The following is a 12,631-nucleotide window of genomic DNA, read 5'->3' on the forward strand; positions in this document are numbered from 1 at the left end:
GTTTATATGGCACTGCTGAATCAATTGGAGGAGCTGGCCCAAAGCGCTGCTGAAGCGGCTGCCATCCGGGAAATCGTGCCTTTCACTTTTTCCGTTGCCGGGCTGGATCACCCGCATATCTATGGTATGGTACAAGGTTTATTGGATGCAGGGGCACAGCTTGTGCATATCTATGACCGTAATCCCGATCAGGCACATGCACTCTCGGCGGAATTCCAAACAGGAAAAGTCGCAGCGGAGCTGTCGGAGATATTGCATAGCGACGTTGATCTGGTAGCCACAAGTATTGTGCCATCCGAGAGGGGGGCGTTAGGTGTTCAGGTGTTGGAACATGACAAGCATTTTCTGTCTGCAAAAGCGCCATTCACAACGATGGCTCAATTGCATGCAGCGGAGGATGCGGTGCGCCGATCGGGAAAGAAATGGGCGGTGTTTTACAGCGAGCGATTAGCAGTGGAAGCTGCTTTGCTTGCTGATGAGATTGTACAGGAAGGACTGATCGGGGAGCTATTCCAGCTCACCGGTTCCGGTCCGCATCGACTGCAGGCACAAACGAGACCGGCATGGTTTTTCGATCCGCAGAAAAACGGTGGGATCCTTTGTGATATCGGCAGCCATCAAATCGAACAGCTGCTTCATTATGCAAGATGTAACGAAGCGAATGTGCTGCATAGCAAGGTGGCGAATTATGCCCATCCGCAGTATGGTGACTGGCAGGATTTCGGTGATGCAACACTTGTTACGAATACAGGGATCAGCCAATACTTCCGTGTCGATTGGTTCACACCCGAAGGACTTCGGGTCTGGGGAGACGGACGAACGGTGCTGCACGGCACGAATGGGTTTGTGGAACTGCGCAAATACACGGATGTGGCGCGATCGGCGGAAGGAGATCATCTGTACGTTGTAACGGACCGGGAGGAGGTTTACTTTCCTGCGAAAGGAAAGGTCGGGACTCCATATTTCAAACAGTTGATCGATGATTGTATGCTGGGGACGGAGAAGGCGATGAGTCAGGAACATACTTTCCAGGCAGCGGCTCTGGCAATCCAAGCGCAGGAGCAGGCAATCAGCCTGATAAAGGCAGGGGAGAAACAATGAAGCAAGCAGTCGTCTTAGTTGGAATGAATGGTTACGGGGAGCATTACTTGCATGCATTACTGAAAAGGGACGATATCACGCTAGCTGGTATCGTGGAAATCAATCCCGAAAGAAGCGGGCTTTTGAAACTCGTGGAGCAGCGGGAGGTTCCCGTCTATTCGGACATGGACGCTTTTTATCAGCAAAAGCAAGCAGATTTGGCGATAATTGCAACACCCATCCATTTGCATACCGAGCAGGCAATTTTTGCACTTCGGCATGGTTCAAATGTTCTTTGTGAAAAACCGATTTTCGCCGATATGCGTGATCGGGTGAAATGGGAAGAGGCAATTTCAGACTCAGGCAAGTGGGCTGCCATCGGTTTCAACTGGTCTTTTACTGCACCGATCCTTGAGCTGAAAAAGGATATCCGAAAAGGGATCTATGGAAAGCCGAAGCAGCTGAAAACCTTGATGCTGTGGCCGCGGGACGAAGCGTATTTTTCTCGTTCGGCTTGGGCGGGGAAGCTGCGTGCGCAAGATGGACGGCAAATTCGCGATAGTGTAGCCAATAATGCTGCGGCTCACTTCATCCATAATATGCTTTACATGCTGGGTCAGGAGCTGCAGGGGACGGTCGGCGTCAAACGCCTGGAAGCTGAGCTGTACCGAGCCAATGACATAGAAACATTTGATACATGTGCCATCCGTTTTTATACAGATGAAGGGTGCGAACTGCTTTTTTATGGATCTCATGCTACAGAGACAGAGCATGGACCGCAGTTCAGTTACACTTTCGAAAAAGGAAATATCATCTATGATTGCAATCTTGACCAAGGCATCATCACTGGGTACACGGAAGATGGTCAGGAGAAAGTCTATGGCAATCCGCAGGCGAATCATTTGGATAAATTGGATTATTGTATTGCAGCGCTGGCAGATGGCAGGGAGATTCCATGCACATTTGAAACTGCGCTCGGTCATGCGGCGATTATTGATGCATTACATCATGATAAAGCAGCTGTACAGCCATTCCCTAACGAAGTAATTTCAAAGACAGCGAAGAATAGCAGGACCGTCATCGGTTTGGATAAGACGATGCATGCGTGCTATAGGAGCGGAAAGCTGCCGCATGAATTGCATGTACCATGGAGCAAATCCGCTGAACGAGTTGATGTGATTTCGACACTGCAGAAGGGGAGTACTTGATTGCAGGCTGTCGGATGCTATAAATTGTAAGCGCTTTATAACAAATTATGGAGGGTGAGTTATGAATCGAGCAAAAACGACGTGGCTGATTCTTGCTGTTTTGCTGCTTGCCATTGGCGTGCTCATGTTTGTCGCTCCTTCTTCGGATGCCGCTGGCCAGGAGGCGAGGAGGCTGACGATGGGACATATCCATAATCCAAATAGTCCGGTATATGCCAGTCTGGAGGAATTCAGCGGGGAGCTGGAAAACCGCACGGATGGCGTGCTGACAACGGATATCTATACCGAAGGCGGTCTTGGGGATGAAAGAGTAATGCTTGAGCTTGTTCAAAATGGCGTAGTCGATATGGCGAAAGTGAATGGCGGGGTTCTGGAGAGTTTCTACTCCGATTTCTCTGTTTTCAGTTTGCCTTATGTCTTCGAGGATGAAGAGCATTTCAAACGGGTCATGCAGTCTGATATCGTAAAAGACCTCTATGAAGAGTTGGAGTCTATCGGTTTGCATGGTATCGCTTATTACGATGCCGGGGCAAGAAGCTTTTATACAGCAGACACACCGATTGAGGAGCCGGAAGACTTGAATGGGCTGAAGATACGGACCATGACGAATACAACATCCATCCGGACAATGGAATTGTTGGGAGCTTCACCGACGCCGCTGCCTGCCCCGGAGGTTTACACAGGGCTGCAGCAAGGGGTCATTGATGGGGCCGAGAGCAGCCCGATTGCATTGACGGATGCGAATCATGGCGAGGTAGCTAAGTTTTTTTCTTATGACGAACATACACGAATTCCGGATTTTCTTATCATGAGCGAAAAGACATGGGATAGTCTGACGGCAGAGCAGCAGCAGGCTGTCGAGGAAGCAGCAGCAATTTCTTCTGAGAATCATAATGACCGCTGGGACCAGCTGATCGAAGAAAGCATCAAGAAAGCAGAGGACGAGATGGGTGTAACTTTCAATGAACTCGATCAGGAGCCTTTCAAGGAACTAGTACAGCCGCTGATTGAAGAGAGACGAAAGGACCCGGAAGTGGCTAAAGTCTTGGATGACATTGCAGCCCTGCAGTGACACGGCGGCGTTACAGAAAAACCAGAGGAGCTGAACGAGGTGGAAAAAGTACGGTATTGGATAGATAAATGTATTTTGCTGGTGACTTGTACATTGACTGTCTTCTTGGTTGCAGGTGCAATCTGGCAAGTCTTCACACGCTTTGTCCTGCAGAATCCGAGCGTGTTCACAGAAGAGGTACTGCGGTTTTCTTTCATTTGGGTTGGATTGCTCGGAGCAAGTTATGCATTTGGAGTGAAAGAGCATATTGCGCTCACATTCCTGATGTCCAAATGGAAGGCTGCCAAAGATAAAAAAGCAGCCGAGCTAATCATCGAAGTGACGGTGCTTCTGTTCATGGTCGTCGTCTTTATCATTGGCGGCACACAGCTGATGCTTGCTTCCATGACACAGACTTCGCCGGTTCTTGGACTGCCGATGGGCTATGTCTATGCTGCGCTGCCATTGTCCGGTTTATTGAGTGTGTATTACATCGTGACGAATCGACTTATGGCACGTAAAGAAGCTGCCCGGGGGAGGGATGCAGCATGACGAGTGTCGTTCTTGCGGGTATTGTGCTATTTGCTTTGTTCTTTCTTTTGATCTTTTTCGGTGTCCCGATTGCGATCAGTATCGGGTTATCATCAATGGCAGCAGGAGCCATGCTGCTGCCATTCGACGAGATACTAATCGTTGTCTCACAACAGTTCGTTACCGGGATTGACAGCTTTGTGCTGTTGTCACTCATTTTCTTCACATTGGCAGGAAGTATTATGAATACAGGTGGAATTGCACAGCGGCTGATCAACTTTGCCAAGCTTTTAGCAGGACGGCTGCCGGGGTCCTTGGCCCATACAAATGTAATAGGCAACACATTATTTGGGGCTTTGTCCGGCTCAGCTATTGCTTCTGCAGCTACCATGGGGAAAATCATGTCACCCTTACAAAAGAAGGAAGGTTATGACCCTACATATTCAGCGGCCGTCAACGTAGCCTCCGCGCCTGCCGGTTTGATCATCCCGCCAAGCGGCACACCAATCTTATATTCTGTTTTAAGCGGCGGAACATCGATTGGCGCATTGTTTATTGCCGGGTATTTGCCAGGTATCCTAATGTCGGTGCTAATCATGGTGACAGCCTATATCATTGCAAAACGTAGGGGCTATGCTGTCTCTGAACCGATTCGCTTCTCGCAGGCAGCTAAAGTGACGTTGGATGCAATTCCTAGTCTTTTGCTTATTGTTGTTGTCATCGGAGGTATATCATTCGGTGTGTTCACTGCAACCGAAGGGGCAGCTGTAGCCATTCTCTATGCTGTGGTACTATGCTTGATTTACCGAAGCTTGAGATGGAAGGATGTTCCTGTAATATTGCGGGATACGGTTATCTTCTCTGGGGTCATCTTATTGCTTATCGGCGCATCGTCAGCAATGTCCTGGATTCTATCCTACTCCAAGCTGCCGCAACTTGTTAGTTCAGGTATCCTTCAAATCAGTGATAGTCCGATGATATTAATACTCATCATGGTGCTATTGCTGCTGCTTGTCGGAACGTTTATGGATATTGCCCCAGCTTTGCTCATCTTTACACCGATTCTTTTGCCGATTGCATTGGAGCTAGGTGTTCACCCTGTTCATTTCGGAATGATCATGTCTATGGGACTGGCAATCGGTACAATCACTCCGCCAGTGGGTACAGTGCTCTTTATAGGTGCTAAGGTGGGAAACGTCACAATCGAACAAGTGACCAAGCCTCTTTTGCTCTTTTATATTCCGGTGTTACTCGCCTTTTTGGCAGTCGCTTATATTCCAGGATTAAGCCTCTGGCTGCCGGAGCTCATGGGTGTACTCGATAAATAAAGAGAAAGCCTTCTTCCACAGGAAGAAGGCTTTTGTTATTGGTTTACAGCTAAATTTGTTACATCATTGAATACCCCGACATAACTCTTCGTTTCTCCCGCATGGTTTTTCACTGGACTGATTGTGAGCCATTCAGGATAGATCTCCCCGTTCTTTCGTTTATTCCATATTTCTCCTTCCCAGAAACCATCTCTTTCAATAGACTGCCACATGGCTTCGTAAAAGGCTTTATCATGTCGACCGGATTGCAGCAGATTGGGCTTTTTACCTGCTACGTCATCCTGTGTGTAGCCAGTGATGCGTGTGAATGCCGGATTGATTTGCTGAATGACCAAGTGACTGTCCGTGACCATGATACCTTCCGCTGTTCCGCTGATGATCTTGCTGCTAACATCCACTTGTTCGCGGTAGTAAAGATAGACGACGATCAAGAAACTCACCATCGCGAATTCAGATAACAACATGAAGGCGATTGCATGTTGTCCAGTGATGGCGGAAACCGATGTAAGAAGCAGCGGAGGGAAGAAACCGCCTAAGCCACCCATGGCAGACACGATTCCATTCACAATCCCTGCTTGTTTGTGGAAATACAACGGTACGAGCTTGAAAACCGTACCATTTCCGATACCGACTGTACATGCCACGGCAAGTGCGCCAACCGTATACCAAAGCAGACTTGGAGAGAAGGATAGCAAAATGCCGGACAAGGCGACGCCGACGAATACAAGCATCAACAGGATGAAGGCATCGAAGCGATCAGCCAGCCATCCCCCGACAGGACGCAGCAGCGTAGCGATGACAATGAAGATGGCAGTCCTGATCCCGGCATCAACGGGATCCAGTCCGAAGCTGTCGACCAAAAGACTTGGAAGGAATACAGTGAACGCCACAAAAGCCCCGAATGTAATGAAATAAAACAAACTGACAAACCAGAGAATCGGGTTTCGGTAAACGCCTTTGATTTGCTCTACCATGGATTTCTTTGCTTTCTCCTCACGCTTGTCTCCGAATAGGAAAATAAGCACGGCATATACGAGAAGTAAAATCAAATAAAGCCGCACGGTACTTTGCCAGCCTATCGACCCTGCTAGAATCGGTGCGCCAAAGGTCGTGATTGCTGTTCCGATATTGCCGATACCGTATATGCCGTTAATTAAACCGTGTTTTTCCTTCGGATAGTATTTTGGCAGGGAAGTTACCCCGATGGAAAAGGTTGCACCGCCTATACCTAAAATCAGCCCCCCGATAATCAAATCCATGAAGCTATCAGCTGTACTGATATAGAAAACTGGTGCCGATAAAATAATAAAGCTAAGCAAGAAAATGATCCGTGACCCGATTCGATCTGTATAAAAACCAATCGGAATACGTAATAGCGATCCAAGTACAACAGGAATAGCCGTAACGAGTGAGGCTTGGCCGGAAGTCAGTGTGATATCTTCCCGGATGTAAGGCATCAAGGAAGAAAGCAACACCCAAATCATGAATCCGACTACCAGACTGGATGTTTGTAAAGAGAGCTGAATCGTTGGTTTTTTCATGAGAAACCTTTCCTTTCCATTAGTGAATGTCTTTTATGCTGTCATCTTACAAACTCCGTAACAAATAGGTAGTGAAAAACATCACAATCTAGGACGGTTTTTTCAGAATGTGTGATGTTTCTCACAACTTGGCTTTTAGATTGGTGTTTAACTGAACGTAAGAACTTCGTTTGGAGGGACAACAATGAAAAAGAAAAGCTCACCGCTCTGGCAGCGTATGCATTATTTGAAACCAATCGAAAAATATGCCGAAAAGCATAGCCAATTACAAGAAGGAAACCGAGACTGGGAGAACGTTTACCGGAAAAGATGGCAGCACGATAAAGTGATTCGTTCCACGCATGGTGTGAACTGCACGGGTTCTTGCAGCTGGAACATATATGTGAAGGATGGAATTGTCACCTGGGAGGGTCAGCAGCTTGACTACCCGACAACTGGCCCGGATATGCCGGAATTCGAACCGCGCGGCTGTCCTCGTGGAGCAAGTTTCTCCTGGTACATCTACAGCCCGCTGCGCGTGAAGTATCCATACGTACGGAAAAAATTACTTCATCTTTGGAGAGACGCTTTAGCTGACCATGCGAACCCGCTGGAGGCGTGGAAATCGATTGTGGAAGATAAAGAAAAAGCCATGTCCTATAAGCGCGCACGCGGAAAAGGCGGATTGGTGCGCGGCACATGGGGGGAAGTAACGCAGCTTATAGCAGCGTCGGTACTGTATACGATGAAAAAGTATGGGCCGGATCGCAATGTCGGCTTTTCTCCGATTCCGGCTATGAGTATGATCAGTCACGCAGCAGGAAGTAGGTTCATGTCCTTGATCGGCGGCCCGATGCTGAGCTTTTATGATTGGTATGCTGATCTGCCGCCTGCTTCCCCGCAAATTTGGGGAGATCAAACCGATGTACCGGAATCATCGGACTGGTTCAACTCCAGCTATATCATGACATGGGGTTCAAACGTACCGCTTACACGTACGCCGGATGCTCATTTCCTTGTCGAAGCACGATACAAAGGAACAAAAGTCATTTCTGTCAGCCCGGATTATGCAGAATCCACAAAATTTGCAGACGACTGGCTGTCTGTTCGCCAAGGAACGGATGGAGCGCTGGCCATGGCGATGGGGCATGTCATTTTGTCGGAATATTATCAGAAGCAGCGTACGCCGTATTTTGAAACATACGCGAAACAGTATACGGACTTTCCATTTGCCGTAAAGCTGAAAAAAGACGGCGATACATTCACGGCAGATCGTTTTCTCCATGCAAAAGATCTTCATCGACCAACTGAAAATGATGAGTGGAAACCTGCGATGTACAACAAGGCAACCGATCGTTTCGCTATCCCGCATGGAACAATGGGCTCCCGCTGGGATAAAAAAGGGAAGTGGAATTTGAAGCTTGCGGATGAACAGACCGGCGAGAAAATCGAGCCTGTATTGAGTTTCCTTGGGCGGGAGGATGAAGTGGTGCATGTGAGCATGCCATATTTCGATGCCGAGAAAAATAAAGCGGTACCCCGGGCTGTGCCTGTCAAAAAGCTTGAAATAGATGGAGAAACACTGTACATCACCACTGTCTATGATCTGATGCTGGGGAACTATGGAGTGGATCGGGGCATCGGTGGCACAGTTGCCAAAACGTATGACGACATCGCGCCATTTTCTCCGGCGTGGCAAGAAAGCATCACTGGTGTCGACCGTAACTTGGTGACCAAAATAGCGAGGGAATTTGCGCAAAATGCCGTGGATACAAATGGTAAGTCCATGATCATTGTCGGTGCCGGCATCAACCATTGGTTCAACTCCGACACCATTTACCGCGCGGTACTGAATCTCGTATTGCTTGTCGGTGCACAAGGAGTGAATGGGGGCGGCTGGGCCCATTATGTCGGTCAGGAGAAACTGCGCCCGGTAGAAGGTTGGAACAGTATCGCGACAGCGAAGGACTGGGGTGGCCCGCCGAAATTGCAAAATGGTACATCCTTCTTCTATTTCGCGACTGATCAGTGGCGATTTGAGGAAACACCAGTCAGCGATTTGACGGCTGCAACGGTAGATCGGGCACGATATGATCATCATGGAGACTACAACGTCCTGGCGGCAAGGCTTGGATGGCTGCCCTCTTATCCGACATTCAATAAGAGCGGTATAGCGCTGTACGAAGAAGCAGTTGCCAAAGGAAAGCGGACAACGGAAGAAATCGGTGCATATATAGCTTCTCAGTTGAAAGAGAAAGAACTGCAATTTGCCATAGAGGATCCGGATGATGCAGTCAATTTTCCGCGTACGCTTTTTGTCTGGCGGGCGAATCTGATTTCCAGCTCTGGAAAAGGGCATGAGTACTTTTTGAAACACTTGCTCGGAGCTTCACATGGCCTGCTCAATTCAGATGAGGACAGCATACGGCCCGAGGAAATTAAATGGAGGGAAGAAGCACCGGAAGGAAAGCTCGATTTGCTTGTGAACCTGGATTTCCGGATGGCAGGTACGGCACTTTATTCCGATGTGATTCTTCCGGCGTCGACATGGTATGAAAAACATGACTTATCCAGTACGGATATGCACCCGTTCGTGCATCCATTCAATCCGGCAATTGCTTCTCCATGGGAAGCAAAATCGGATTGGGATATATTCAGTACACTGGCCAAGGGAGTATCCGACCTTGCCAAGGAACTCGAAATGGCGCCAGTGAAAGAAGTGGTGGCAACGCCGCTTAACCATGATACACCGGCAGAGATGGCACAGCCTATGGGAGAAATCAAAGACTGGTCCAAAGGCGAATGTGAGCCGGTACCGGGGAAGACGATGCCGCAGATTCACGTTGTCGAACGTGACTATAAGGACATATACGACAAGATGGTGGCACTTGGACCGAATATCGGCAAGCAGCCATTCGGAGGTAAAGGAATTAGCTGGGAGATGGAGAAGGAATACGAAGCTGTGAAGCATGTGCTGGGAACGGTGCAAAATGGCAGTATAGCTGATGGCTGTCCGGATATCAAACATGCACGCGATGCATGTGAAGCGATCTTGATGCTTTCTTCCACCACGAATGGAAAAGTCGCGGTGAAAGCCTGGAAGGCGCTTGAGGAGCAGACGAGCCTGGAACTGAAAGATTTGGCCGAAGAACGGGAAGAAGAGTTATTCACATTCGATCAAATAACCGCACAGCCGAAAACAGTGATCACATCTCCTGCTTTTAGCGGTTCCGAAAAGGGCGGCAGAAGATATTCGCCTTTCACTACCAATATTGAAAAGCTGATTCCGTTCCGAACCATTACAGGCAGACAATCTTATTTCCTTGATCATGACATGATGAAAGAATTCGGGGAGTCATTCGCCGTATTTAAACCGATCCTGAACCAACAGCCGTTCCGCAGCAAGCGGCCGGATATCGAAGGAAAAGAAATCACGCTGAACTATCTGACTCCGCATAATAAATGGTCCATCCATAGTATGTATTTCGATTCACAGCCGATGCTGACGCTATTCCGTGGCGGACCGACAGTATGGCTCAATAAAGACGATGCGGTAGAAGCCGGCGTGGAAGATAATGACTGGATTGAATGTTTCAATCGGAACGGCGTGGTCGTAGCACGGGCGGTCGTGTCACACAGAATACCAAGGACGATGGCTTTCATGCATCACGCCCAAGATCGCCATATTCATGTGCCAGGTACAAATCTGACCAAAAATCGAGGCGGTACACACAATAGCCCGACACGCATTCATGTGAAACCAACACATATGATCGGCGGCTATGCCCAATTAAGCTATGGGTTCAATTATTACGGCCCTACCGGCAACCAACGAGATTTGAATGTCATCATCCGCAAGCTGAAGGAGGTCGATTGGCTTGAAGATTAAAGCGCAAGTCGGCATGGTGATGAATTTGGATAAATGCATCGGCTGCCATACATGCAGCGTCACCTGTAAAAACACTTGGACAAATCGTCCTGGTGCGGAATATATGTACTTCAATAATGTCGAGACAAAACCTGGAATCGGCTATCCCAAACGCTGGGAAGACCAAGAGAAATACAAAGGCGGCTGGGAGCTCAAAGGCGACACATTACGCCTGAAATCCGGCTCCAAAACAAGCCGTTTGCTGAATTTATTCCATAACCCGTATCTGCCGGAATTGGATGATTACTACGAGCCTTGGAACTATGATTATGAAACGTTGACAACCAGCGCAGAACGCAAGCATCAGCCGGTGGCCCGCGCCAAATCTGCCATCACTGGTGAATTCATGGATCTGGAGTGGGGCCCGAACTGGGAAGATGACTTGGCTGGTGGACATGTGACTGGGCTGCGTGATCCGAACGTCGAAAAGATGGAAGAATCCATCAAGACGGAGTTCGAGGATGTATTCATGATGTACCTGCCTCGCATCTGTGAGCATTGCGTGAACCCATCCTGTGTGAGTTCCTGTCCATCCGGAGCTATGTATAAACGGGACGAGGATGGGATTGTGCTTGTCGATCAGAATGCTTGCCGTGCGTGGCGGCACTGTGTTTCCTCTTGCCCATACAAAAAGGTCTACTTCAATTGGCAGACAAATAAAGCGGAAAAATGCACATTATGTTTCCCGCGTATCGAAAATGGCCAGCCAACCATCTGTTCCGAAACCTGTGTCGGACGTATCCGCTATATCGGCGTCATGCTGTACGACGCAGACCGTGTATTGGAAGCTGCTTCCGTGCCGGATGAAAAGGAACTTTACCATGCGCAGCTTGGCATCTTCCTTGATCCAAATGATCCAGATGTCATCAAACAAGCGAAAAAAGACGGCATCCCGGCAGACTGGATCGAAGCTGCCCAGCAGTCACCGATCTATAAAATGATCATCGACTGGAAAATTGCTTTGCCGCTTCATCCGGAATACCGGACGATGCCGATGGTATGGTATGTGCCGCCTCTTAGTCCAATCATGAACATGATCGAAGGAAAAGGCAGCGGTGCAGATACAGCAGATATTTTCCCAGCCATCGATAACATGCGCATTCCAGTAGAGTATTTAGCCAACCTGCTGACAGCAGGTGATACGGGCCATATTCGTGCTGTGTTGAAAAAAATGGCGGTGATGCGTCAATTCATGCGGGCTGAAACGACAGGGCGAGCATTTGATGCAAGTTTGATAGAAGAGCTGGAGCTGACAGAGAAGGACATCCGCCATATGTATCGGCTGCTGGCAATCGCCAAATATAAAGATCGTTTTGTCATTCCGCACAGCCATAAGGAAGAAGTTGCCGATCTGTATGCCGAACAAGGAGCATGCGGCTTGGACTTTGCAGGCGGCCCTGGCAGCTGCGGCGTTGTGAAATAGGAAAGGAGATGTTACACATGCCTATCGCATTGCAAGTCGTGTCCTATCTGCTGCGTTATCCAACGAGGGATTTGACAGATGACCTGATGGATATCCGTGCATTTTGTGCAGAAATGGAGCCGAAGGAAGCGCAGGAACATTTGGCTGTCTTTTTAAAAGAATTAGAGGAACGCGACATAGATCAAATCATCGATCACTATATCCATCACTTCGATTTTGGGCGTCTGACCAATTTGTATGTATCGTATCTGAAGCTCGGGGAGCAGCGGGAACGCGGCTTGGAGCTGCTGAAGCTGAAGATGATTTATGAGGCATACGGCTTTACTCCGACAGAAGAGGAATTACCTGATTACTTGCCGCTGCTTTTGGAGTTCTGTGCTTATGCTCCTGAGGCAGCACGTAAGGAAGTGCTGGAGATGCATGGAAAGGCCATCAATGAAATTCGCAGCAAATTGAGGGAAGAAGGCAGCTATTACGCCGCCTTGCTAGATGCACTTTTCTGTTTGATGGAACAGGAAGGGATCGCGTGGGAGCCTGAGGAAAAGGCAGGCTAAAAAGGAGA

At 48.6% G+C, this 12,631-nt stretch carries 9 protein-coding genes; 8 read left to right on the forward strand and 1 reads right to left on the reverse strand.

Features of this window, described 5'->3' with window-relative positions:
* The first annotated feature begins 6 nt into the window (after positions 1-6).
* The 5 genes from BLQ53_RS14270 (at position 7) to BLQ53_RS14290 (ending at position 5,198) form a co-directional block, all read left to right on the forward strand.
* Positions 7-1,101: a Gfo/Idh/MocA family protein gene (locus tag BLQ53_RS14270; protein WP_139180885.1), complete on the forward strand. Its 1,095-nt coding sequence runs from the start codon at positions 7-9 to the stop codon at positions 1,099-1,101.
* Positions 1,098-2,288 (forward strand): Gfo/Idh/MocA family protein, encoded by a 1,191-nt coding sequence (locus BLQ53_RS14275; RefSeq protein WP_093727975.1) that lies wholly within the window; start codon positions 1,098-1,100, stop codon positions 2,286-2,288. Before BLQ53_RS14270 ends, BLQ53_RS14275 begins: the two co-directional genes overlap by 4 nt.
* A gap of 61 nt (positions 2,289-2,349) precedes the next feature.
* Entirely contained in the window at positions 2,350-3,360 is a 1,011-nt protein-coding gene (locus BLQ53_RS14280) for a TRAP transporter substrate-binding protein (RefSeq protein WP_093727976.1), read from the forward strand.
* A gap of 39 nt (positions 3,361-3,399) precedes the next feature.
* A complete protein-coding gene (locus BLQ53_RS14285) occupies positions 3,400-3,891 on the forward strand; it encodes a TRAP transporter small permease (RefSeq protein WP_170829706.1) in 492 nt (163 codons plus the stop codon).
* On the forward strand, positions 3,888-5,198 hold the full coding sequence (locus BLQ53_RS14290; RefSeq protein WP_093727978.1) for a TRAP transporter large permease: 1,311 nt from the start codon (positions 3,888-3,890) through the stop codon (positions 5,196-5,198). Before BLQ53_RS14285 ends, BLQ53_RS14290 begins: the two co-directional genes overlap by 4 nt.
* Before the next feature lie 35 nt (positions 5,199-5,233).
* Here BLQ53_RS14290 and BLQ53_RS14295 read toward each other — a convergent pair whose 3' ends face one another.
* Positions 5,234-6,739, reverse strand: coding sequence for a nitrate/nitrite transporter (locus BLQ53_RS14295; RefSeq protein WP_093727979.1), 1,506 nt, complete (start codon positions 6,737-6,739; stop codon positions 5,234-5,236).
* 184 nt (positions 6,740-6,923) lie between these two features.
* Between BLQ53_RS14295 and BLQ53_RS14300 the strand changes: the two genes are divergently transcribed.
* Genes BLQ53_RS14300 through narJ form a run of 3 tightly spaced genes read left to right on the forward strand, consistent with a single transcriptional unit; the run spans position 6,924 to position 12,623 of the window.
* The gene (locus BLQ53_RS14300; protein ID WP_093727980.1) at positions 6,924-10,607 is read left to right on the forward strand and encodes a nitrate reductase subunit alpha; all 3,684 of its coding nucleotides are present in this window, start codon (positions 6,924-6,926) and stop codon (positions 10,605-10,607) included.
* Positions 10,597-12,069, forward strand: coding sequence for a nitrate reductase subunit beta (gene narH, locus BLQ53_RS14305; protein WP_093727981.1), 1,473 nt, complete (start codon positions 10,597-10,599; stop codon positions 12,067-12,069). The genes BLQ53_RS14300 and narH overlap by 11 nt, the downstream gene beginning before the upstream one ends.
* A gap of 17 nt (positions 12,070-12,086) precedes the next feature.
* Complete coding sequence (gene narJ / locus BLQ53_RS14310; RefSeq protein WP_170829707.1) at positions 12,087-12,623, forward strand: nitrate reductase molybdenum cofactor assembly chaperone; 537 nt, start codon at positions 12,087-12,089, stop codon at positions 12,621-12,623.
* The last annotated feature ends 8 nt before the right edge of the window (positions 12,624-12,631 follow it).

This window comes from Terribacillus halophilus (genome assembly GCF_900101385.1).
In the GTDB taxonomy this organism is placed as follows: domain Bacteria; phylum Bacillota; class Bacilli; order Bacillales; family Amphibacillaceae; genus Terribacillus; species Terribacillus halophilus.

What these genes read in the sequence shown, in the direction of transcription:
- BLQ53_RS14280 (WP_093727976.1), top strand. Translation starts at nt 2,350, where the DNA reads ATGAATCGAGCAAAAACGACGTGGCTGATTCTTGCTGTTTTGCTGCTT.
- BLQ53_RS14300 (WP_093727980.1), top strand. Translation starts at nt 6,924, where the DNA reads ATGAAAAAGAAAAGCTCACCGCTCTGGCAGCGTATGCATTATTTGAAA.
- BLQ53_RS14270 (WP_139180885.1), top strand. Translation starts at nt 7, where the DNA reads ATGGCACTGCTGAATCAATTGGAGGAGCTGGCCCAAAGCGCTGCTGAA.
- BLQ53_RS14290 (WP_093727978.1), top strand. Translation starts at nt 3,888, where the DNA reads ATGACGAGTGTCGTTCTTGCGGGTATTGTGCTATTTGCTTTGTTCTTT.
- BLQ53_RS14295 (WP_093727979.1), bottom strand. Translation starts at nt 6,739, where the DNA reads ATGAAAAAACCAACGATTCAGCTCTCTTTACAAACATCCAGTCTGGTA.
- narJ (WP_170829707.1), top strand. Translation starts at nt 12,087, where the DNA reads ATGCCTATCGCATTGCAAGTCGTGTCCTATCTGCTGCGTTATCCAACG.
- BLQ53_RS14275 (WP_093727975.1), top strand. Translation starts at nt 1,098, where the DNA reads ATGAAGCAAGCAGTCGTCTTAGTTGGAATGAATGGTTACGGGGAGCAT.